Source organism: Nodosilinea sp. E11 (genome assembly GCF_032813545.1).
In the GTDB taxonomy this organism is placed as follows: domain Bacteria; phylum Cyanobacteriota; class Cyanobacteriia; order Phormidesmidales; family Phormidesmidaceae; genus Nodosilinea.
Window position 1 is genome coordinate 180,001 of the sequence record NZ_CP136520.1, and the last position, 23,033, is coordinate 203,033.

Consider the following 23,033-nt stretch of genomic DNA (forward strand, 5'->3'; position numbering starts at 1 on the left):
CCAATCACGGTCGCGGTGCTGCCCGCTAGTAACCCTAACGTTGAGATGACCCCCGATAGGGTCAGCATGACAAAAAAGCTGAGGGAGGGTACTGATTCTCGCCACAGCAACCGATTGAGGCTGGCTACTGATGTCGGTTTACTGACTAACCACTGCCAATCACCGCTGTTGCTCAGCCACAGCTTGCGCTTCTTGCGGCGCACTCGGGCTAGCATTTTTAGATATCGGTATCGCCGGGTCATCGCTTTGCAGGTGCTATGGATATAGCTCATTCTCTAGCAGTCGGTGCAAAAGGGGGTGGCGTTATCGCGAACTGAGGTGAAGTGATTCAGCGCTGGAGGGTGGACAGATGGGACGGCTAGCCCACAAGCTCAGCGGTACCCAACTTACAAGGCTAGAGGTCGTGCTAGGGTTGGCGCAGGTTAGCCTGGGTAGATAGACATGGCATTGCTCGAAAGTGCGATCGGCGGAATTGCAAAAACGGTGATCGAAACTGCCATCAAAACAGGCGGAGCCGTGGCTGGCCAGATCAAAGGAGCCTACAGCGAAACCCAAGCCAAGCAAAAAGCCTTTGAAGCCGCGCAAAACTATGTGCAGCGCTACGAAGCCAACCAATGCCAGGTCAAAGTCATGCCGGGGCTAATGAAAGAGCCTCTACCCCTCGAAGACATTTACACCGCTGTCAAACTGCTAGACGATGAGAGCATTCAATTCTTTGCCGCAGTTGATGATTTAGAAGCAACCTACCGCGCCAAGGGTAGACGTAGCTTTGGGTCTAGCGAATCTCCACGGCAAGACGGCATTCAGGTTGCCAATGCCGAGCAATACCTGATGGTGCTGGGCGGCCCTGGTATTGGCAAATCGACATTCCTGCGCAAAATCGGCCTAGAAGCGCTGCGCAAGAATGGGCAGATTCAGCGAGACTGCATTCCGGTGCTGATTGAGCTAAAGGAATTGCGGAATCAAGCTGTTGACCTCAAGCAAAAGATCGCCGCCGAGTTTGCCACCTGCGGCTTTCCAGAGGCAGAGGCTTTTACCGAAGCTTCGTTGGCCCAGGGCAAACTGCTAGTGCTGCTGGATGGGCTAGACGAAGTGCCCACCCAAAACCTCAACCGCGTAGTTGAGCACATCGAGAAATTTGTCGATGCCCACAGCACCAATGCCTTTGTGGCCTCTTGCCGCATTGCCGCCTATCGCGGTAGCCATGGCACCTTCTTCAAGCGCTTTACTGATGTTACTCTGGCAGAATTAGACGACGAGCAGATTGAGCAATTCATTCGTCGCTGGTTTCGTTCAGCCTTAGACCTAGATGCTGGCGTTGCCAATAACTATTGGGCACTGCTACAGAAAGACGAACATAAAGCTACTAAAGAGCTTGCCCAAACGCCGCTGCTGCTTGCTTTTTTATGCTTAGTATATGATTCGAAGCAGGTATTGCCAACCAAACTCAGCACTCTATATGGCGAAGCTTTAGATATTTTGTTGTCGGAATGGTCGGCTCAAAAGCGCTTAGAGCAAGACCCCATTTACGAGGGTTTTCATCCCGATCTAGAAAAGGTACTTCTTGGCCAGATTGCTTACGAGAGCTTCGAGCAAGATCAGCTTTTCTTTCTCAAAGACGACGTTACCCGGCGCATTAGCGAGTTTTTGGCTGATACCCTAGATGCACCCAAATACCTGGATGGAGCCGCCGTTCTACGAGCTATCGAGCGCCAGCAGGGCATTTTAGTAGAGCGCGCTACTAAAATCTATTCGTTCTCGCACCTAACGCTGCAAGAATATCTCACTGCTTTTCACATCAAAGAAGAAGGTCTAGACACTGAACTGATCGCCCATCACCTAACCGCTGGCCGCTGGCGAGAGGTGTTTTTCCTGGTGGCGGGGCTACAGGGCAATAAAGCAATCCAGCTTCTTCATGCGATTGAAGAGGCAGCGCGTGCCTATGTTGAACCGCATGTAAGACTGATAAAACTGATTCGCTGGTCTAATACCTGTACGGTAAATTCATCAGGACAATTTAGTCTTCTTGCCAAACGAGCAGTGGCTATTGCCAGCGCCATTTCTATCGATATTGCTGGTAATATCTCTATTGCTAGGAGCATAGCCAGAGTCAGCACTAGCGACATTTCTATCAACATCGTCATCACAATTGCCATAGATATTGCTGCCGCCATCGCCAGCGCCAGAGCTGATTACGTTGTGGCTAGTGGGGTCAAAGCCATTGTTAGAGCTATTCCCAGCAGCAGCCTATTGACCGAAATATTCAGCAGCCCTAAATCTTTACAGCTTCCAAGCGAGCTCAAACGTATGTCCAAGATCGCCCCTACCTTCAAAGCTCCAAATCAGGCTTGGCAGCATTGGGCCGATGAACTTGAGGCACTGTGGCTAGATGCTCTAGGTCTTACCCGAGAAGCATTGACGTTTGATTTAGAAGAAGCTATAGCCTTACAAAATTATCTCTACGCCACAGAGCTTTTACTGCGGTGCAAGGAGGCTGCCATTCGCATACCCAAGCAAGCCTGGGCCGAACTTGAAGATCGCTTGCTCACCTACCCCAGCTGATACAAAGCCACCCGGTAAAATCAAAGCACTATGTCCTCTGGTGAACTCTATGGCCGAAACCAAAATTGCCAGCATTACGCGCGATCCGTAGGATGGGCAAAGGGCAAAGCCCGTGCCCATTGCCCTGATGGTGGGGTGATAGGGTAAAAGCTGCGATCGCGCCCTGCACTCCCAACACAGCAGGTCGCTGATTGCAATAACGACAGGCTACACCCAGTAGAAGTATCAGCTCGGTAGATTGGGCAGAGCGCAGCGATCCGTAGGATGGGCAAAGGGCAAAGCCCGTGCCCATCACATTCAAATTCTTGATGATGGGCACGCTTCGCTTTGCCCATCCTACTTTTGTTACATTTGCTGGTTCATGGCAACCCTGGCCCAAAGCCAGCAAAAGAAACATCCCCATTCTTTGAAGCGCAGTAATTAAACGTAGGATAGGCAAAGGGCAAAGCCCGTGCCCATTGCATTCAAATTCTTGATGATGGGCACGCTTCGCTTTGCCCATCCTACTTTTGTTACATTTGCTGGTTCATGGCAACCTTGGCCCGAAGCCAGCAAAAGAAACATCTCCATTCTTTGAGGCGCAGTAATTAAACGTAGCAAAGGGCAAAGCCTGTGCCCATCACATTCCCCTAGCGAATTACTCAAACTCCAACTCGTCACATAGGAGTTTTGACAAAGGACTTGCTCCCCAATCAGCCGGATACAGACCCCACTCGACTGATCGCCTGAAAGAGCTATAGGGCCAGTCGGCAGGTGTTGTGCAATACCCATGCTTGACCGGGTTGTAGTGAATGTAGTCCATGTGCTGATTCCAGTCTGCCTCATCTCGGATGCAATGCTCCCAGAATCGCCGTTGCCAAACACCCTTCTCTCGCTTGAGTTTTTGGGAGGTACTGGTCACTTCAGCTTTTAGCCCTGCCGAAAACTTGCGTTTAATTACCATCCACCGACGCGAAAAGTCAGCGTCTCCGTCTGGTAAACGCCATAGGGTATGCAAATGGTCAGGCAACACCACAATTCCGTCAATACTAAACGGGTATTGCTCCATGCCATGCCTAAAAGCCACCCGCAGCCGATCAATATGATCAACCAGTAGAGGCTGTCGCCTTTCAGTAACGACTGTGAAAAAGTATGAGCCCCCAGGTTGGTAAAAGCGTCGGTAATCCATAAGGGTAGAAATCCCCAATTACCGATCACAATCACGGTCGAACACTTCTACTAACTCTTGATGATGGGCACGCTTCGCTTTGCCCATCCTACATTTGCTAAGGTAAGTTCTGGATAAGAACATACCCGCGTAGGATGGGCAAAGCGAAGCGTGCCCATCGGAACGAATGCCTAACGATGGGCACGGGCAAAGCCCTTTGCCCATCCTACGTTTGCTTCGCTTTGCTCATCATCGGGGCGATCGCTATAACTCCGAGAACTTCATTTTGTAGGGAATCTCTTCCACCGGCACGTTCTCGCTATCCCAGTCGTCGTAGCGCAGCTGGAGGCGTTTTTCTCCGGCGTAGCCCACCAGCTTGCCGCTGTAGTGCTTGGCCTCGGTGCCCAGGCTCTGAATGCGGATTTTGCCGTTAAACACCGTGGCGCGAGCTAGGTAGATCACCAGGTCATCCCGCGAGGGGCGATTCACTGTAGTGCTAGCAGTGAGGTGGCCCAGGCCGCGCTCATCCATCTCCTGGGCTAGAGCCATGGCCGTGTTGCGAATGCCGCGAATCGCTACGATCGCCGCCGCCACCGCCATGGTGATATCGACCCCCTCATCGGTCAAAATCTGCTGGTTCGACAAAAACTGAAAGTTGCGCTCCCCCAGGTCATTGCGAATGCGGCGGTGAATCAAATTCTCAGGCTGGTAGTGGGTCAGCGCTCCGACGATCGCCCCGCAGGCCGCCCGAGGTTCGCGCCAGGGCGACTCGCGGGTTTTGCCGTAGACTTGCTTGCCGTCTTCTTGAATGCGGCCCACGTGGGTTTTGAGGTCGATCGCCACCAGAGAAATTGACTGGGGGTTGCCCTCATAAACCCGGCGCTTCAGCTTTTCATCCAGCTCGTGGGCCACAGTGACATGGGCTAAGGTCGCGCCATTGTCGGTGCCGCCCCCGGCGGGAAAAAACGCCTCCAGTTTCAGTTCGCCAATTTCTGACAGGGTGGCAAAGCGAGAGGCGACCACATCACGGTAGCGCTTGGTAGCTTCGCCCTGGTGAATGCGATCGCCGCAGTTGGTGTAGGCCAGGGTCGTCACCGCGCTGGGCAGACTCATGTCGGCCCCGCAGGCCTGAATATCGGTGGGGCTAACTCCGGCAAATTGCAGTTCGTCGCGCAACAGTTGCAGTCCTTTGATCAGGGCGTAGCGATCGCTGACTAACTCATTTAAATAGTTGTGGTAGGCATTGCGCTCCATGCCAAAGCTGGCCGAGAGCTGCCAAAATCGCTCAATTCGCGCCTCGCTGGGGGCTGCGTCAAAGGGTAAAGCCATAGATGATAAACCCCTTCCGGTTCACGGACTGCATTAAATCATGCCACGACCAGCCCAGAATCCAGTCAAGCAAGCCAGAGATGAGGCTCAGCTAGGCCAATTCTGCCTGATGAGAGTCAACTATAACCCTCTGCGATCGCCCAGTCGGTCTTACCGATAGATTACGCGACGACGAGGCTAAGTCCAGTAGAGGATTTTGCCCTGGGGAAACCAGCGCGCGATCGCAGATTCAAAAAAGGTGCGTAGCTCGGTCATGGTGTCTTTGTCGTAGACATATTTAGTGCCGCCAAACTTGTTGCGCTTGGTGGTACGGGTTGACTCGTCGAGGTCAAGGCTGCTGTTGGGGTACCACTGCTCTAGCACCCCCTTAGACCCAGGGGTAAACCGGTGGGAAATCAGCTCAAAGGTGAGGTCGCAGTCAAAGTCGAGGGCACTGGCGGCGGCCTCTAGCAGCTGGCTGTACTCGTCTTGCCAGCCCTCAATCGGCATAATCGGGGCGATCACAAAGCCCACCGGGTAGCCGCCGCCGCCCCGCTCTACCGGCAGCGCCAGCTGGCGAATGGCCTGGAGCCGCTCGGCCACCGAGGCAGTGCCCCCCTCTAGCCGCCGCGATACCGAAGCGGCATTGATGCTAAAGCGGCAGCGGGTGTGGCCCCGGTGGGGCAGAGTTAGCAGGTCGTCAACCGAGTCAAACTTTGACACCCAGCGCAGGCGGGCACGATCGCGATCGCCAAAGTAGCGAATGCACTCAGCCAAGCTGCCAGTCAGGTGCTCAATGCCCAGGGGATCGGTGTAGCAACTGACCTCGTAGGTGGTGAGTCGGTCAGCGCTCTCGTAGTGCTTCAGGTTGTCTAAAATCTGCGGCAGGTTGGCATAGACTCGGATCACGGGCGGCCCCTGCAAACTGCCCGCCAGGTAGCAGTATTGGCAGTGGGCCGGGCAGCCCTGGGCCAGGTGAAACTGCCAGTCAGCCGAGGGCGGAATCGGCGTCAGCTTAAGCTGGCCCGCCGGGGCGGTGACTACGGCCAGGGTGCGCTTGGCGATCGCATAGGTCTCGCGCTCGGTATCCCCTCGCAGACCGCTCAGGCGGTTTTGCTTGAGAAAGTCTACCGGTAGATTGTGGGCCTGCACCCGCTCTAAAATGCGCTGCCCCCAGGGTTCATCTAGGGCGGCGGGGGTAAACAAAACCTGCTCTGGCAGCCAGCGACGATGGCGGTAGGCAGTAGTCAGGGTGGCGGGCTCGGTGCCCGGCAGGGTAGGTGCGATCGCAGAATCGTAAGTCAAAACAGGGAGCCAATAGAACAGCAAGACACAACAGCAACGCCATAGTCTCTCCTCAGCCTAAATAGCTTCTCAGGGCAAAAACATCACTCAGATTGCAGGTTCCGGTGACGAGGGAACGGGGCGATCGCCCCTTTTTCTCTAGCGAAGGGTTGCAGTTGATGAACGACGCTCTGGCTAAAGGCCGATGTCGTCGTGTATCCTGGCGAACGACTCTGATTTCTGTTGTTTTAGATACATTAATAGCGTTTATCTAAGGAAACCCATGGTTAACAAGTACTTACTGTCTACCCTAACCGCTGGTGCGCTAGCGATTACCCTGGCGGCCTGTGAGCCCAGGGCAACTACCCCAGAGGTGGTGCCGCCCACCACAGAAGCCCCAGGCCAAGCGCCGGGAACCACTGAAGTGGGCGATCGCGCCGACTACAACGAAGTGCCTGTCCCTGAAGACGACAGCACGGTGGGTACAGACCCCACCCAAATTGCCCTAGCAGTATTTGGCAGCACCGAGCCAGGGGAAGGTAACTTTACTGAATACGCAGACCTGATCGAAGAAACCGACGCTGGAGCCCTAGTGTTACTCACCCAAACCGGCCTGGCCGACGACTCGGTGAACGGCATGCGCTATCGCTTAGAGTTTGTGCCCGAAGGCGACCAATGGCGGCTCGACTGGGCCGGACAACAGGCCCGCTGTCAGCCAGGGCGAGGCTCTGAAGACTGGACCACTGACCTGTGCAATTAAGCAAAAGTTCACTCTCGTTAGCGAAGATTATTCTGCGTTAAGACTATTAAAGACTATTGAAGAGTGGCGGTTCCTCAGGCTCCATCGGCCTGAGGATTAAGGAGATCAGCCTTTCGGATATCCTTCTATGACAACCACTCAGCGCATTGGCATTCTCACTAGCGGCGGCGACTGCCCCGGCCTCAACGCCGTCATTCGAGCGGTGGTCAAATGCGCCAATCGGCGTGGGTGGGATGTGATTGGCATTCCCTATAGCACCGATGGCTTTATGCAGGTGGCCGACGGCCAGTACGACCCCGACCACCTGCGGCTCACCGACCACGGCTACGACATTCCCGGCATTTTGCAGGGGCTCGATGTGCTGCAATTTCTCAGCGGCACCATTCTGGGCTCGCTCAGCAAAAGCCGCTTCGACGGGCCTGACCAAATGGCCAAAATTTTGGCGGGCTACGAAAAACTCAACCTCGATGCGCTAATTGCGATCGGTGGCGACGGCAGCCTCGATATTATCTACGACCTAGCCCAGCGCGGCGGCTGGAACCTGATCGGTATTCCCAAGACCATCGATAATGATGTGCCGTTTACCGAAAAATCGATTGGCTTCAATACCGCTGTGCAGACAGTGAACAGCGCCCTCTACGACCTCACCTTTACCGCTGCCAGCCACGATCGCGTCATGGTGGTCGAAGTCATGGGCCGCGACGCCGGGCACCTGGCCCTCCACGGCGGTATCGCGGGCGGGGCCGATGTGATTTTAATTCCTGAGCTGGTGCCCGAACTCAACCCCCTAGTTGTTACTCAGATCTGTCAGCACATTGCCGATCTGCGCCAGCGGGGCCGCAAGTTTGCCCTCGTGGTTGTGGCTGAAGGTGTCCATGGCGAAGACGGCAAGCCTCAGCACCTGATTGGCGAATCGTTGGCGACGGCGATCGCCGAGCGCAGCCGCACCCTCTGCCAAACCGGCGATACCGCCTACTGCGATATGGACCGGGTCGAAACTCGCGCCATGGTGCTGGGCCACATTCAGCGCAGCGGCATTCCTACTGCTAGCGATCGCCTGCTGGCCTCAGCCTTTGGCCGCAAAGCCGTAGACCTAATCGCCGAAGGCCGCTACAACCGCCTGGTGGTGTGGGAGGCAGGCCGCGTGCGCTCTAAAGACCTAGGTGACGTGATTGCCACCGTGCGTGAGTGCCACCTGCGCGGCATCTGCCCCAGCCCGGTCGAAACCGATAGCACCATGGTCAAAGTGGCCCGATCGCTCGGCATCTATGTGGGCGACCCCGACACCCTGCCCGACCCCAAGGCCGTTATGCAGGAAGCGCAAGTCGTTTAAGCCCCTGCACCACAGGACAGTTGAGGCTGGCTCCCTGTAGTCTAATCTGAGCAGTCTCGACTAAGACCATGGTTGCCAAAGGCTTTTTCAACGACGTTTCTCTCTCAGCGATCATCGCGGGGTTTGTCACCGTGCTGGTAGGCTTTACCAGTTCAGCGGTGATTGTGTTTCAGGCCGCCCAGGCGTTCAGTGCCACCCCCGCCGAAATCGCGTCCTGGATGTGGGCCTTGGGGTTGGGCATGGGCTTGACCTGCATTGGCCTATCGCTGCGCTACCGTGCGCCAGTGGTCACCGCTTGGTCTACACCGGGGGCGGCCTTGCTGATTACCTCGGCAACGGGGGTGCCCATGGCCGAGGCGATCGGGGCGTTTTTGCTGTCGGGAATGCTGATTACCCTTGCTGGATTTAGCGGTTGGTTTGAACGGTTGATGAGTCGCATTCCCCTGGCGCTGGCAGCAGGAATGCTGGCCGGGGTACTGCTGCGCTTTGGGCTGGATGTGTTTACGGCCATGCAGACCCAATTTGCCATGACCTTTGCCATGTTTTGCACCTACTTAGCCATGCGCCGCGCCCAGCCGCGCTACGCCGTAGTGGCGGCATTGGGGGTTGGTATTGCGATCGCAGCGCTGCAAAACCTGATCCAGTTCGACAGCGTGAGCCTGCAACTGGCTAGGCCCGTCTTCACGGTTCCCCAGTTTTCGCTCGGGGCGACGATTGGTGTGGCTCTACCGCTGTTTGTGGTCACGATGGCCTCTCAAAATGTGCCGGGGGTTGCCGTGCTGCGGGCCTCTGGCTATGGCACCGTGCCGATCTCGCCCGTCATTGGCTGGACCGGAGCCGCAACGGTGGTGCTCGCCCCATTTGGTGCCTTTGCCCTCAATTTGGCCGCCATTACCGCCGCCATTTGCATGGGGCGTGAGGCCCACGAAGACCCCGGCAAGCGCTATGTAGCGGCGATCGCCGCCGGGTTTTTCTACCTGCTGATCGGCTTTTTTGGCGCTACCGTCGCCGCCCTATTAGCCGCCTTCCCGCCAGAACTGGTGCTGGCGATCGCCGGTCTGGCCCTGTTTGGTACCATCGGCAACGGCTTGTTTACCGCCCTGCAAAACGAAGGCGATCGCGAACCCGCCCTAATCACCTTCTTGGTCACCGCTTCGGGCATCACGCTCTTTGGCATCGGCTCTGCGTTTTGGGGGCTAGTTGCCGGTTTACTAGCCCTGATCGTGTTTCAGTTCAAGCGCCCATCGTTAAACTCATAACCCTTCATGTTTGCTCTGAGGCACAGAACCAAGGATTGCTGAACCAGCCCCTCAGCGCCGCCGTCGATACTCAAATTCTCGCAACCGCCGCTGAAATTGCTGCCAGTGGTCATTCATCTCGGCTAGAGAAACCTCGAAACGCTGGGCGGGCTGGTCAGCCAGGGCGATCGCCACCAGCCCCTTTTGTACCTCTAAGCCAAAGTCGGCATACACCTGAGTGGCCGCCGCGCGATAGGCCGCTATCTGCAAAAAATAATCTTCCAACCACTGGGGCTGCTTGGGGCGCAGCGCCGTCTTCCAGTCGCACAGGTACAACTCACCGTCAATCATCACCAGCGCATCGGGAAAGCCCACAAACCCCGCCCTGTGCCACACCGCCCCTTCCACCAGCAGCACCTCTTCTACCTGGGCCAGTACCGACTGAATCGAGGCCCAATAGCCTGCTAAATCAGCCGAAATTTCGACCGGTTTGCCATTGAGGTGGGCGGCAATTTGCTTGTGCAAGCGAGTGCCCGCCGAAGACGCGTTGCCCGAAATGCGCTGGGCTTCGTCAACGCCCACCCGCTGCCGCCAGCGCTGAAGCGCTTCTCGTGCCTCCTGGGGTTTGGTGGCCGACAGCACGGTTGTGACACCGGGATAACAGCGGCCCTCAACCTCGTAAAGCATTTTATGATCGCGACGCACCCGTTTGGCCGCATAGCGAGGAAGTCGATGCACCATAGCCAAAAATCCTATACCGTCACGAAAGCCAAAACCCATCGCCGAGCACTTGGAGCAACGGCAATGGGTTTTGGGCAAGATTGGGTGGGGTGTAGCAGCGATCGCCAGCGACCCGCTAAACGTTGAGCCCTTTCTTACTGCGCTTTAACTGCTTATAAAGCGTCTTAATTTGGTCGTAGGCTTCATCGGGTGAAAGCTTGCCGCCGGTTTGCAGACCAGAAATGTAGCCAATGCGGTGGGCGAATTCCTGCAAATTGGCATTAAACGTGAGTTGCTGGGGCGAAAACTCACCGTAATAGCGACTGCGGGGGCAGAGAAAATTGTCAATTTCGTTACGATTAGAAGAATTAGATTGGGTCATTGAGTCACCCCCATTTATTTTATTAACCTAATTATAATCTTCCCTTAACCAATGTCGATCGTATCAAGGCCCTCAGCGATCGCCCCCCTTCTCACGATAGAAAATGCTTTGGTATTACTATTTGCCTAACTAAGGCTGGTCGATTGAACGACCAGTATTGTCTCAGGCAGAGAGGCTAAGGCTGGGTTGGTGCAACTCCAAGGTTTGCTCTACCGCCCAGGTGTGCAGGTCTTGCAAAGCGCGATCGCGGTATTGGCCGTAGCGCTCTTTTTTGCCCCGCACTTTTACCGGCAGGGGCGGCAAAATGCCAAAGTTTGGCGGCATCGGCTGAAAGTGCTTCGGTTCGGCGGAGGTAATGAAATCGATCAGCGCCCCCAGCATCATCGTTGCAGGCAGGGTTAAGGGATCTTGCCCCAAGGCCAGCCGGGCTGCATTTGTCCCCGCTAGCCAGCCACCCGCCACCGCCGCCGTATAGCCCTCGGTACCCACCAGCTGCCCCGCCGCCAGCAAAGTTGAGCGAGCCTTAAATTGCATCGTGGCGTGCAGCAGCTCGGGCGAATTTAAAAACGTGTTGCGGTGCATCACGCCCATCCGCACAAATTCGGCCTTCTCCAACCCCGGAATCAGGCGGAACACCCGTACCTGTTCGCCCCAGCGCAGGTTGGTCTGAAAGCCCACCATGTTCCACAGCTGGCCGCCCTTATCTTCCTGGCGCAGCTGCACCACGGCGTAGGGTTTCTTGCTCTTGTTCTCGGGGGCTTTAAAGTCGCCCAGGCGGGCATCGAACAGACCCACGGGCTTGAGCGGGCCGTAGCGCATGGTGTCTTCGCCGCGCCGCGCCATTTCTTCGATGGGCAGACAGGCTTCAAAGAATTTTGCCGTCTCGCGCTCAAAGTCCTTAAGCTCGGCCTGCTCCGCGTTGCACAGCTCAGTCCAAAAGTGCAGGTACTGCTCCTTATTCATGGGGCAGTTGAGGTAGGCGGCTTCCCCGCGATCGTAGCGCGAGGCCATAAAGGCCACCGACTGGTCAATGCTTTCACCCACCACAATTGGGCTGGCGGCGTCGAAAAAGCTCATGTAGCCCTGGCCCGTGAACCGCTCTAGGTCTACCGATAGGGCTTCGCTGGTGAGGGGGCCAGTGGTCAGCACGGTAATGCCATCGTCGGGAATGCGGGTTACTTCATCTCGGCGCAGCTCGATTAGCGGGTGCTGCTCTAGGGTTGCGGTGAGATCTTGGCTAAAGATGCCGCGATCGACCGCCAGGGCACCCCCCGCCGGTACCTGGTGCTGGTCGGCCTTGCCGATGACCACTGAGCCTAGCTGCCGCAGTTCTTCGTGGAGCAGGCCCGAGGCGCGATCGCTCGACATTGCCCCAAAGGAGTTGCTGCACACCAGTTCGGCGACGTGCTCGCTGTGGTGGGCCGGGGAGGTTTTGTGGGGGCGCATTTCGTGCAGCACCACGGGCACCCCGGCCTGGGCAATCTGCCAGGCGGCCTCGGTACCGGCCAGCCCGCCGCCGATCACATGAATGGGGTCTGGGGTTTGCACTGCGTAGCCCTCAAAATTCAGCTTTTCTAGGATAACGATTCTAGCCGATTGAAGGCGTTGCAGTACTTCTATCGTGCAGGCAACGATGGGTCTGGCGGAGGGTATTGAAAGTGATCAGGATTAACATCTGCACAGAAACACAGGCTCACTGTGGCAAATTTCAATGGCAAACCTGGACAAAAGGTAGGCTGTGGACTCGAACAACCTAGATGTTCTTGGGGCACGGTGGCACCCAACCCCACAGTGGGCTGCCTAAGCCGATCCACCACGGGATCGTCAAACCTCTGTCACAGGTCTGCCATAGGGCTCGGTTACGCTCAAGGCTATCTACAGACTATAGGGTCTGACCCGGCGGCAGCAGACCCTCTGCCTTGGCATCCTGGAGATGCCGATACGCGCTGGTTTCAGCTTCCTACCGTTCTGTGGCTAGTACTCTAAACCTGCTGCTGTGCTATGCCTCAACTTCGCCACCCTTTGGCCCTCATGTCTAAAATTGCCGCCTGGTCACCCGCCCAAAAAGCCCTGGCCCTCACCTCAACGCTGACCCTGGTTGGGCTACCCGTTCTCACTACAGCCGCCTGGGCTACCTGGCAAGATAGCCCCAAGAGCGTTTTAGACGAAGCTTGGCAAATCGTCCATCGCTCCTACGTTGACCCCAATTTTAACCAGATAGACTGGATGCAAGAGCGGCAGTCACTGCTGGGTCAGGAATACACCTCTCCGGATGCGGCCTACGCAGCGCTGGAGGACGTGCTGGCGAAGCTCAATGACCCTTACACCCGGTTTATGACACCGGAGGAGTTTCAGGCGTTTTCGAGTCAGACCAGTGGGCAGTTGGTGGGAGTGGGCATGCGCCTTGCCCTTGAACCCGATACCGAAGCGCTGATGGTGGTGCAGCCCATTGAAGGCTCTCCGGCCATGGCCGCCAACGTGCAGTCGGGGGATCGTATCTTGCAGATCAATGGTGCCTCGACCCAGGGTATGACCGTAGAGGCCGCCGCCAGCCAAATTCGCGGTGAAGCGGGCACGACGGTAGAGTTGCTAATGCAGCGCAACGATACGGCCCCCTTTGCCGTTACCCTCACCCGCGCCCGTATTGACCTGCCGGTGGTCACCTCAGCCCTGCGAGAAACCGAGGGGCAGCGCATTGGCTACCTACGCCTGAGCGAGTTTAATGCTCAGTCTGCCGAACAGATGGAGCGGGCGATCAAAAACCTGGAGCAGCAGCAGGTCGAGGGCTATGTGCTCGATCTGCGCAACAATCCAGGGGGAATTTTAGGGCAGGCGATCGCGATCGCCCGCATGTGGATCGATGAGGGTCCGATCGTGCGCACCGTAGATCGGGCTGGCCAGGCCGAAGCGGTCAGCGCCAACCATACCGCTCTGACCGACAAACCGTTGGTGGTGTTGGTCAACGGCAACTCAGCCAGTGCTAGCGAGGTGCTCACCGGGGCGCTGCAAGACGATCGCCGGGCTACAGTGGTGGGCACGCAGACCTTTGGCAAAGCCCTGGTGCAGTCGGTCAACCGCCTGCGGGATGGCTCGGGCCTGAATGTCACCATCGCCCACTACTACACTCCTTCCGGGGCCGACATCAACCACAAAGGCATTACGCCCGACCTAGTGGCCGAGTCACCCGAAGCCGCCCAGCGAGAGCTGTGGATGCACCCCGATCGCATCGGCACTGAGCAAGATAGTCAGTACGTGGTGGCAATTGACCAACTGCGAGGGGCGATTGCGGCTAGATCGTCAACCCAGGCACGCCGCTAGCACTTGACCAAGCTGATTGTGACAGACTCTAAACGTTGAGGGGGTCAGGTGTCAGGTTCATAGCAGACCTAGAACCTGACACCTGATACCACATCCGATTTGGTAAACCCCGGTTCATAATCCAGGAACCCCGTAGGGGCGTAGCATGCTACGCCCCTACAAATCGGAGGTATTCGTTCAGGATTCAGGATGAAACCGCAGGGGCGAACGGCCGTTCGCCCAGCGGAATCGGGAGTAGCCAAGTAGGATTTGGTATCCCCTCAAATTCGCGCTGAATAAAGCTAACTAGCCTGGTGATGAGGGGCCAGGTCATGGCAAAGCTGCCGGATGGACTCAGCCGGAGACGAGAGGCCAGGCTGTGACACCCGCTGGTAGCTGCGGTAAGCGGCCTGAAACTGCCCCAAACGGTGCAGGGCCACGCTGCGAAAAAGCCAGGCCTGACGGTGGCTGGGCGATCGCCAGAGGGCCTGATTGCAACAGGTGAGTGCCGCCTCGGGTTGGTTGAGCAAGATGAACAGCACCGCCTTTTGCACCCAAAACCGAGGATCGGCCAACCCAGCCAATTCCTGGGCCTGCTCCAGACTTTGCAAGGCGTCATCGTAGAGGCCCAGGCAAGCCAGGGCATCAGCGCGGCTAGACCAGCTCTCAGCATCGTGGGGATGAACCGTCAGAGCTTGCCTAAACTGCGCTAGCGCCTCACGATAGCGGCCCATCTCTAGGAGGAGTTTGCCCCGTTCGCGGTGGTGCCGGGCCTCGGTTTCGTAGTCAAGGGCGGGAATCGGGCGGGGCGGACGGTGGCCAGTGGGCAGAATTTGGCGATCTCGAACGCACGTTTCCATAGCGTTTGTCCTTTTTGAGTGAGAGAAGCGATTGATTTGGTGACTAACGTTAATGACCCGATGTGGCAACGGTGTGTCAGGAGCATTTCAGCGATATTGCAGAGCTGAAAACGGGCTAGGTTGTCATACTGCCGCCATGGCAATGCCACAGCTCGCCCTTAAGCTAATACCGAATCCGAATTCCATACCCCGCCTCCCAAACGGCCAACCCGCAGGGGCGCACGCCATGCGCCCGGCTGAACCGGGAGTAGCCAAGCAGGATATAGTCACTATCAATCGCCCGTTGGGAGTGAAAGACGCCACCTATGCCCACCGCATTGTGTTTCCCCAGACCGTCAGCATCGTTACCCACGAAGCTGGGAAACGCTCTCTTGCTACATTACTGGGGCTAGTGTCAGAGCATCTTCCAAGTCATCGTTTCCCCGGCCCGCAGCGGCACCAGGCCAGCATCGACAAAGGGCAGCTCATCGGGAATCCGCCAGGTCGTTTTGCTCAGGGTAATGCGATCGCCATTGCGCGGCAGCTGGTAAAAGTCTGGCCCATAAAAGCTGGCAAACGCCTCCAGTTTATCGAGGGCGTCAACACTCTCAAACGCCTCCGCGTACAGTTCCATCGCGTGCAACGCCGAAAAACACCCCGCGCAGCCACAGGCGCTTTCTTTGCCATTACGGGGATGGGGGGCGCTATCGGTGCCCAGAAAAAACTTGGGATTGCCTGAGGTCGCCGCCTGCAAAAGTGCCTGCCGGTGGGTCTCGCGCTTCAAAATGGGCAGGCAGTAGTAGTGGGGCCGCAGGCCTCCTTGAAACAAACTATTGCGGTTAAACAACAGATGCTGGGGAGTGATCGTCGCGGCGATGTTGTCGGTCGCCAAGACAAACTCCACCGCATCGGCGGTAGTAATGTGCTCTAACACCACCCGCAATTGCGGGAATCGCTGCTTTAGGGGCATCAAGTGTTTCTCAATAAACACTTTCTCGCGATCGAACATATCCACCGCTGAATCGGTGACTTCACCGTGGAGCAACAGCGGCATATCAACCTGCTGCATCGCCTCAAAGACGCGATCGCACTTGCTGATCTCGGTGACGCCAGAGTCTGAATTGGTCGTCGCCCCAGCGGGGTAATACTTCACGGCTTTGACAAACTCAGCCGCCTTGGCCGCCACAATCTCTTCGGGGTCGGTGTTGTCAGTGAGGTAGAGAGTCATCAACGGCTCAAACGGCTGGCCCGCTGGCACCGCCGCCAGAATGCGATCGCGGTAAGCCGCCGCCTCAGCCACCGAGCGCACCGGGGGCTTCAAATTGGGCATGACAATGGCGCGAGAAAATTGCCGCACCGTGTGGGGCAGTACCGCATTCAGGGCCGCACCGTCGCGCAGATGCAGGTGCCAATCGTCGGGTCGAGTAATCGTCAGCGTTTCCATAGGTTCATCATTCCATTGTTTAAGCCTAAATAAATTGAGATTGTCGAACTAATATAGCTGTGGCCAGCCTGGTTAAGACCTCTCCCTTAAGAACGTTTGAACGTTCACACGTTCTCAGGGCTTCTGGATGTTCTAACCCAGATGATCATGGCTATAACGGCGTTAGACGATGCGATCGCCCCTTCGATCGGCCTAATTCGCTAGCAAGAGGCTTCTCTCGAAAGGTAGAGGACAGAACTAGGGCGGCGATCTAGTTTTGAGGAGTCGCCTACGGGAGAATTCCGATGGATTTACTGACCTGGGCCATTATTGCCTTAGTTGTAGCCGTTATTGCCGGAGCGTTGGGGTTTACCGGCATTGCCCGAGGAGCCGCCACTATCGCCCGCGTTCTGTTTGGTATTTTTCTGGTGATCGCTCTGATTTTGTTTGTGATGGTGGTATTGGGCGTAGGCCTCGCCACCTGAGCTTAAATCCTGCTGGGCAACGCTCAAACCTATACCCCCCAAGGCCTAGCTCAGCCGCACCACAGCCTCATTATCCAGCAGCGTATTGCCGGTAAGAATATCTTCTACCGTAATGCGCAGCAGCCGATCGCTGTCTACTTGAAACAGCACCCGCACCCGATCGCTGCCCGGAAACCCCGGCGGGTCGAGCTGAGCGATCGTGCGGGCTCCCTCGCGATCGTTGAGGGGTTGCACCGAGGGGGAATCGCCGCCGAGCTGCCGCGTCACCAGCCGACCGTTTTCAAAGTACACCTCGGTCTGGGTGCTGGCTGCCCCCAGCTCACCGACAATCAGCTCAATACTCGGCTGCTTTTCCACCGAAGCGCCTAGAGTAATTTCTACAGGCGCACTCATCGGGTAGGGCTGCCCCTGGGGCAAAATCGAGTGCCAGCCGTGGCGGTTGTTGCGCCGATCCCAGTAGCGCATGCCATAGCTATGGTAGAGAAAGTCTTCGACCGCTAAGCCCTGGGCAATTTGCAACGCCCCCTGGGCGACGGCTTCAAAGGGGCGATCGCACCTTACCTTCTCGGCTCCAAACCGCTCCGTCACCCACCGCTGCACCGCTGGAATCTGCGCCGTGCCCCCCACCAGCAGCACCGCATCAATGGCGTCGGCCCCCAGGCCCTGGCGTTGCCCCTGCTGCAATACCTGGCTGAGTCCCTTTTCTAACCGCTCAAAAAACTGGTTTTCGCTCAAAATGGCTTCAAACTGGTCGCGGCTCAGGGCCAAGTCGTAGGTGTCAAAGGTTTCGTCGTCAAAGTAGGCTTCTGCCGCCTCCAGTTGGTTAGACAGGGCAATTTTTAGCCGCTCTGCCAGGCGCTGCACCACCGCTCCGCCGGGCACTCCTTGAGTGGCGAAATGCTCTACTAACCACTGGTCAATGTCGGCTCCGCCCAGGTTTTCGCCCGCCTTGGCCAGCACCCGTGCCACCTCTGGCTTTTGAGCGCTGGTTTGCTCGGCTCCCTGGCCCCGCCACTTGAGCAAAAAGCCCGTCGGCTTTTTCTGGGCCGGGGCCACCAGCCGCACCAACGACCAATCGAGAGTGCCGCCGCCAAAGTCGAGCACCAGCAGGGTTTGCTCCCCCGTTAATCCGTAGCCCAGGGCCGCCGCCGTCGGCTCATCGATCAGCCGCACTTCTTTAAAATCTAGGGCAGCAGCCACATCCCCCAGCCACAGGCGGTAGGCCTCAAAGCTATCGACAGGCACCGTCAGCACCAGGCTGTCGTCGTCTCCCGCTACGGCCCGCACCTGGGTGAGCAGCGATCGCAGAAACCACTCCCCCAACTGCTCAAAGGAGAGAGTTGTGCCGTCAATATCGGGCAGAAACCCTTGCAGCGGCGTGCCAATGCCGCGCTTAATATTGGCAAAAAAGCGGGGATCAGCGGCAATATCGAGGCCGCGATCGCGCACCATCTGCCCCACCATCACGCCACCAGCAGCGGGCTGCTCTACATAGATCAGGCTCGGCACTAGGGGCGGCACCGTCGCCAAGCTCACGCTCAGCCCCGGCAGGGCTAGGGTCTCTGGGCTTTCTGTGACTGGGTTCCAACGAGCGACGACGGTATTGCTGGTGCCAAAATCAACCGCTAAGGCCATGGGGGCAGAAAAACGACAGTGCTTCCTATCCTATCGGGAGTGGGGATCACCCGGCAGCTGTTTCTCCTGCTCTGGGTCCCGGCGATCGGCTGGCCAAGATTTAACCACCACCAGCGCCAGCGTCAACACCGTAAGGGGAATCACAAACAGCAGCATGACTTGGCTATAGAGCCCCAGCTGGGCATGGTCTGCCGCCCTCAAGATCAGGTAGGTGACGTAGGCGACGTAGTAGCCGGTAAACAGCCCCCCCTCCCAGCGGGTAATCACATTGCCGGTCAGAAAAATGGGCAGACAAGCCAGCGCTACCGCCACCATCACCGGCAAGTCAAAATACAGCACCGAGTTGGGAATGCTGATGCCCGTCCCCGACGACACCGCCGTCACCCCCAGCACAGTCAAAATGTTGAAAATGTTGCTGCCGACGACGTTGCCCACTGCAATGTCACGCTCTCCCCGAAAGGTGGCCACCGCCGAGGTCGCCAGTTCCGGTAATGACGTTCCTGCTGCCACAATCGTCAGGCCAATGACCAATTGGCTCACCCCGAGGGCCTGGGCAATGCTCACCGCGCCCGTGACAAACCACTGCGACCCCCACACCAACGCCACCAGCCCCAACCCCATGTAGGCCAGGTTAGTGATCCAAGTCCATTTGCCCGGGGGCGTGGGGCCATACTCGCGATCGTATTCTGACTGCACCTCGGCATTGGTTTCGCGGCGACTTTGGTAGATCAAAAATAGAGTGTAAACCAGGCCCCCAATCAGCAAGATAATGCCGTCGCTCGGTTGCAGCAGCTGGTCTAGAGAAAACAACAGCAGCAGCGCCGAAATACCCACCATAATTGGCACATCGAGCCGAATCAGCTGCTGGGCCACCGGCAGCGGGGCCAACAAGGACGACAGCCCCAAAATCACCAGCACGTTGAAAATGTTGCTGCCGATCACGTTGCCTAGGGCAATGTCACCCTGGCCCGCTAGGCTAGACTGCACACTCACGGCCATCTCTGGGGCGCTAGTTCCGTAGGCGACAATGGTTAGGCCAATAATCAGCGGCGAAATTCCTAGCAGCCCGGCCAGTTTAGACGCGCCCCGCACCAGCGACTCGGCCCCCACCAGCAATAGCCCCCCACCCGCAATCAGCAATAGGATGGCAACGGTCATACTTGCAAGCTCACTCGCTAAACGCTCTACTTAAAGGTGAAAAGTGGCCCCCCGCTTAAGGCAGGCGGGTGCTTAACCCCGTTAAGGCCAACCTCTAGTATGTCTGATTCTGATCCATCTCTGTTGAAAGCCGCTGCCCTGGCCCCCTGGCGTAGCCCCCTGGCCCGCGCCCTGCACCGCAACCGCAGCCGCCCCGACAGTCGCTACTTTCAGCTTGCCACCGTTACCGCAGCAGGCCGTCCCACCAACCGCACCGTGGTCTTTCGGGGCTGGCTGCCCGATCGCAACACCCTGACCCTGGTCACCGATCAGCGCAGCGCCAAGGTGGCCGATATTGTGGCTCACCCCTGGGCCGAGGCCTGCTGGTATTTCACCTCCACCCGCGAGCAGTTTCGCCTGGCTGGCCCTATTCAGGTAGTGGGTGCCGCCGATGCGAATGCCGATCTCATGGGCGATCGGCAAAGGGCGTGGGACTCTCTCTCTGACAACGCCCGCCAGCAGTTTTATTGGCCCCATCCCGCCCAGCCCCGCGAGCCCGAGGCCGACTTTGCGCCCCGCGACGCTGGTGAGACTCCCCCCGCTGAGTTTTGCCTGGTGCTGCTCACACCCGAGCGCGTTGACCATCTCGAACTGCGTGGCGACCCCCAAACCCGCACGATTTATACTCGTCACCCGGTTGAGACTTGGCAGGTAGACGCTGTGAACCCTTGATAGTTAATGTCTCTGCTATAGCTAGCTGGCAGCACTACCCTACTACCACCCCTGAAGGGAGGCCTCTCCGCAATTTGGCTTAGCTTCCAGGGGTAATGATAGCTTTTTTATACTTGGGGAATACTGAAAGCACAGTTCTGTTTAGCAGAGCAGGCGACTGGGCTGCTGGGCTGTATTCCGGTTGTACAGGCTGAATGGCAACAATGCCTTCAGGCGGTCAGCGGATTTTTATCTCCATTGATTACCTTTAGGAGTTTGAGATGATTAAACCAAAAGCCCTGGGAATGGCAGCGTCGTTGGGTCTAGGCTTGGTGCTTGGAGTGGGAATGCTGGTTCCTAAAGCATCCGTGGCTCAAACCGTGACCATGGACGATGCGATGATTGAGCGCTGTGACGCAGAAGGTATTTCGCCGGAAGCCTGTGCCTGCTGGTTTGTGGCTATTGGAGAAGCTGAAGGATTAGATGAGCTAAGCGAATCAGACGTGGATGAATTGGCCCCTTACTACCAGGAGGAGCTAGCAGCCTGCATAGAAGCCAACGAATAATCGAGGGGTTTTGCGCTTAAAGGTGCGATCGCCGAGGTCGTAACCTAGAGCAAATCACCTCCGCCAATCAACTTTTTGGGGGCAATCAAGACCGAGACATTTCAGGTATGGGTAAGGGCACCGTTGGCACTATCCCTCCAGCGACCCGATTGCTAACGGTAGATCAAAACCCATTCATCATTGCTTGCCCCTGAGGGGATGACCCGATTTGTTCTTTAACCTTTGCCGCGCTCTGTATTTTGATACAGAGCGCGGCTTTTTGGATTTTCTTGGAGGATCCTGCTGGGCTAGCCCCGATTCAGCAGGGCGCACAGCCTAGCTGTCGGCTTTGCAGCTTTCGCCCGGTTAAATCGGGGGTGACCATACAAAATTTGTAGAATCCTTTAGTCTCCTGAAGAGCTATAGAACTGTTGCTGAGCCGGGCCGAGGGCCTGGGGATCTTCTTGTAGCCAAATCTGCCGAGGGGCACCAATTTGAATGTGATGTTGATCAAAAGCGATTTTGACCCGCCGCCGAAATTCCATTGACACCAGCCACTGCTTGAGCGGAATAGTTTTAATCCAGATCTGGATCACGATGCCGGTGTGAGAGATTTGCTGCACCCCAAAAAACTCATGGGTATCGAGAATCAACGGCTGCCACTGGGGGTCTTGGGCCATCTGGTCGGCAGTTTCTCGCACCACCGCCAGGGCGCGGTTGATATCGGTGTTGTAGGCGACTTCAAAATCGAGCGTCGCCCGCGACCAGTGACGGGTCAGGTTTCTGACGTGGGTAATGGAGCTATTGGGTAGAGTAATTAGCTGTCCCTGGGGGTTGCGTAGCTGGGTGATCCGCAGGTTGAGATTTTCTACAAATCCGTCGATATCGCCAATGATCACCACGTCACCAATGCGAAACTGGTCTTCGATCAAGATTAAAAACCCGTTGACCAGATCTTTAACTAGGTTTTGGGCCGCAAACGAAATCACCAGGGCCACTAGGGTGCCCAGGGCCAGCACCGATCCTGGTATGAGGTTGAGCCACTGCAAAACCCAGATCAGGCCCACGATATAAACCACCACCATTTTGACCCCCTTGATCACCTGGGCAATGGTGTTGATGCGCTGGAGGTTGGTGGAGGTCAGCGGCTGGCCCTTGGCAAATTTTTGAATAAAGCGATCGACGCCAAGATCAATTAGCTTGTCGATCAGCCCCACGACAAACCAGGTGAACAAAATCACCACCGGGGCCAAGACAATTGTTCTGGCAAATTGACGGGTTTGGGGAAACAGATTTAAGCTGTAGGCTGTGGCCAAAGCCCAGAGCGAAGCTGTGCCCCAGAACAGTAGCCAGCGCACCAGGCGCACGCCGTGTAGCTGTCGTTCTAGCTGGAAATGATAGTAGGCCCCCTGACCTAAGGGCGATGTTTGGTCAGGGGCAGACGCGTTGTTTCTGGTTTGATGATGGGCTTCAAATAGGGCAGACTCGGCAGCTTTGCGTTGGTACAGGCGGTTTTGGTAGCGCCCCAACTGTAGACGAATCAGCCACAGTACTAAGGTCAACCCTAGGGTCGCAGCCAGCACCTGCACCGTTGTCATGAGCTGTTGTTGCATTACCTCGGGCTGCCGCAGCATCAGGGCCTGGCGCAGCTCTTGGTCTAAAATGCTTTGCCACTGCTCGGCCAGCAGCGTTTCGCTCGTGGCATGGTATTGAGCATCGGTGTTGGTCACGGTCAGCAATACCCTAGCTTCGGCCAAGCCTGCATCTCTGACAAACAGGACGGGGTAGTTGTCAATTGGCTCAATCACGACCTGGAGGGTCTCTGGGTCTAGCTGGGCAGATGTCGCACCACGATCAGGAAACAGACGCTGTAAGTTGGATTCGATCTGTCTGGCGCGCACCTCCACCGGCATCTGCGTACCTACCTCAGCCCGATTTACCACCATGGGAGAGGCAATGCGGAAGAGGACTTGCCCATCGAGTTGTACGCCAGCTGATTCGAGAGTACCCCGCCGTTCGACATCGACAGGGAGGATTTCACTACTGCCCTCAGGGGTTGGTAGGGGAAAAAATTGGGCCACTACGCTGGTGGCAGCCATGGCTGGGCTGAATAGGAGAACGGTTATGAGGGTTAGACCGACCAAAATAACCCGGCGTAGAGCTTGGAGCCAACGGCGAGGACTAAGCATAATGACGCTGAAGGTAAACTTCAGCCATAACTTAACTC

The 23,033-nt window shown here is 56.9% G+C and carries 20 protein-coding genes (1 of these 20 running past the window's edge); 8 read left to right on the forward strand and 12 right to left on the reverse strand.

Annotated elements, in window-relative coordinates; all coding sequences use genetic code 11:
- A protein-coding gene (locus RRF56_RS03420; RefSeq protein WP_317036224.1) for a DUF389 domain-containing protein crosses the window boundary here: on the reverse strand, positions 1-242 show its 5' portion. It extends 853 nt beyond the left edge of the window; the window shows 242 of its 1,095 coding nt (coding positions 1-242); the start codon lies at positions 240-242; its stop codon lies off the left edge, out of view.
- A 199-nt stretch (positions 243-441) separates the two neighbouring features.
- On the opposite strand from RRF56_RS03420, the gene RRF56_RS03425 reads away from it, so the two are divergent.
- A complete protein-coding gene (locus RRF56_RS03425) occupies positions 442-2,562 on the forward strand; it encodes an NACHT domain-containing protein (RefSeq protein WP_317036225.1) in 2,121 nt (706 codons plus the stop codon).
- Between the two features lie 637 nt (positions 2,563-3,199).
- Here the strand turns inward: RRF56_RS03425 and RRF56_RS26335 are convergent.
- From RRF56_RS26335 to RRF56_RS03435, 3 genes are all read right to left on the reverse strand, one after another.
- Positions 3,200-3,730, reverse strand: a complete 531-nt coding sequence (locus RRF56_RS26335; protein WP_410510528.1) for an REP-associated tyrosine transposase — start codon at positions 3,728-3,730, stop codon at positions 3,200-3,202.
- Between the two features lie 243 nt (positions 3,731-3,973).
- Positions 3,974-5,038, reverse strand: coding sequence for a hypothetical protein (locus RRF56_RS03430; RefSeq protein ID WP_317036226.1), 1,065 nt, complete (start codon positions 5,036-5,038; stop codon positions 3,974-3,976).
- A gap of 177 nt (positions 5,039-5,215) precedes the next feature.
- A complete protein-coding gene (locus RRF56_RS03435) occupies positions 5,216-6,238 on the reverse strand; it encodes a spore photoproduct lyase family protein (protein WP_410510567.1) in 1,023 nt (340 codons plus the stop codon).
- 346 nt (positions 6,239-6,584) lie between these two features.
- On the opposite strand from RRF56_RS03435, the gene RRF56_RS03440 reads away from it, so the two are divergent.
- From RRF56_RS03440 to RRF56_RS03450, 3 genes are all read left to right on the forward strand, one after another.
- Entirely contained in the window at positions 6,585-7,061 is a 477-nt protein-coding gene (locus RRF56_RS03440; RefSeq protein ID WP_317036228.1) for a hypothetical protein, read from the forward strand.
- A 127-nt stretch (positions 7,062-7,188) separates the two neighbouring features.
- Positions 7,189-8,394, forward strand: a complete 1,206-nt coding sequence (locus tag RRF56_RS03445; RefSeq protein ID WP_317036229.1) for an ATP-dependent 6-phosphofructokinase — start codon at positions 7,189-7,191, stop codon at positions 8,392-8,394.
- Between the two features lie 68 nt (positions 8,395-8,462).
- Entirely contained in the window at positions 8,463-9,653 is a 1,191-nt protein-coding gene (locus tag RRF56_RS03450) for a benzoate/H(+) symporter BenE family transporter (RefSeq protein WP_317036230.1), read from the forward strand.
- A gap of 51 nt (positions 9,654-9,704) precedes the next feature.
- On the opposite strand, the gene RRF56_RS03455 is transcribed toward RRF56_RS03450, so the two are convergent.
- From RRF56_RS03455 to trmFO, 3 genes are all read right to left on the reverse strand, one after another.
- Positions 9,705-10,373 carry a PD-(D/E)XK nuclease family protein gene (locus RRF56_RS03455; RefSeq protein ID WP_317036231.1) on the reverse strand — a complete coding sequence of 223 codons (669 nt, stop codon included), beginning with the start codon at positions 10,371-10,373 and terminating at the stop codon, positions 9,705-9,707.
- A 115-nt stretch (positions 10,374-10,488) separates the two neighbouring features.
- Positions 10,489-10,734, reverse strand: a complete 246-nt coding sequence (locus RRF56_RS03460; protein ID WP_317036232.1) for a hypothetical protein — start codon at positions 10,732-10,734, stop codon at positions 10,489-10,491.
- A 162-nt stretch (positions 10,735-10,896) separates the two neighbouring features.
- A complete protein-coding gene (trmFO, locus tag RRF56_RS03465) occupies positions 10,897-12,282 on the reverse strand; it encodes an FADH(2)-oxidizing methylenetetrahydrofolate--tRNA-(uracil(54)-C(5))-methyltransferase TrmFO (RefSeq protein WP_317036233.1) in 1,386 nt (461 codons plus the stop codon).
- 453 nt (positions 12,283-12,735) lie between these two features.
- Between trmFO and RRF56_RS03470 the strand changes: the two genes are divergently transcribed.
- Positions 12,736-14,052, forward strand: coding sequence for a S41 family peptidase (locus RRF56_RS03470; RefSeq protein ID WP_317036234.1), 1,317 nt, complete (start codon positions 12,736-12,738; stop codon positions 14,050-14,052).
- Between the two features lie 281 nt (positions 14,053-14,333).
- Here the strand turns inward: RRF56_RS03470 and RRF56_RS03475 are convergent, their stop codons facing one another.
- A complete protein-coding gene (locus tag RRF56_RS03475; RefSeq protein WP_317036235.1) occupies positions 14,334-14,891 on the reverse strand; it encodes a tetratricopeptide repeat protein in 558 nt (185 codons plus the stop codon).
- Between the two features lie 394 nt (positions 14,892-15,285).
- A complete protein-coding gene (pyrC, locus tag RRF56_RS03480) occupies positions 15,286-16,314 on the reverse strand; it encodes a dihydroorotase (protein ID WP_317036236.1) in 1,029 nt (342 codons plus the stop codon).
- Between the two features lie 284 nt (positions 16,315-16,598).
- Between pyrC and RRF56_RS03485 the strand changes: the two genes are divergently transcribed.
- Complete coding sequence (locus RRF56_RS03485) at positions 16,599-16,778, forward strand: DUF1328 domain-containing protein (RefSeq protein WP_317036237.1); 180 nt, start codon at positions 16,599-16,601, stop codon at positions 16,776-16,778.
- A 45-nt stretch (positions 16,779-16,823) separates the two neighbouring features.
- On the opposite strand, the gene RRF56_RS03490 is transcribed toward RRF56_RS03485, so the two are convergent.
- Both RRF56_RS03490 and RRF56_RS03495 read right to left on the reverse strand, forming a co-directional pair.
- Complete coding sequence (locus tag RRF56_RS03490) at positions 16,824-18,413, reverse strand: Hsp70 family protein (protein ID WP_317036238.1); 1,590 nt, start codon at positions 18,411-18,413, stop codon at positions 16,824-16,826.
- Between the two features lie 30 nt (positions 18,414-18,443).
- Positions 18,444-19,571 carry a calcium/sodium antiporter gene (locus RRF56_RS03495; RefSeq protein ID WP_317036239.1) on the reverse strand — a complete coding sequence of 376 codons (1,128 nt, stop codon included), beginning with the start codon at positions 19,569-19,571 and terminating at the stop codon, positions 18,444-18,446.
- A gap of 99 nt (positions 19,572-19,670) precedes the next feature.
- Between RRF56_RS03495 and RRF56_RS03500 the strand changes: the two genes are divergently transcribed.
- Both RRF56_RS03500 and RRF56_RS03505 read left to right on the forward strand, forming a co-directional pair.
- On the forward strand, positions 19,671-20,282 hold the full coding sequence (locus RRF56_RS03500; protein WP_317036240.1) for an Npun_F5749 family FMN-dependent PPOX-type flavoprotein: 612 nt from the start codon (positions 19,671-19,673) through the stop codon (positions 20,280-20,282).
- 260 nt (positions 20,283-20,542) lie between these two features.
- A complete protein-coding gene (locus tag RRF56_RS03505; protein ID WP_317036241.1) occupies positions 20,543-20,827 on the forward strand; it encodes a hypothetical protein in 285 nt (94 codons plus the stop codon).
- A 383-nt stretch (positions 20,828-21,210) separates the two neighbouring features.
- On the opposite strand, the gene RRF56_RS03510 is transcribed toward RRF56_RS03505, so the two are convergent.
- A complete protein-coding gene (locus tag RRF56_RS03510; RefSeq protein ID WP_317036242.1) occupies positions 21,211-22,905 on the reverse strand; it encodes a mechanosensitive ion channel family protein in 1,695 nt (564 codons plus the stop codon).
- Positions 22,906-23,033: the final 128 nt, after the last annotated feature.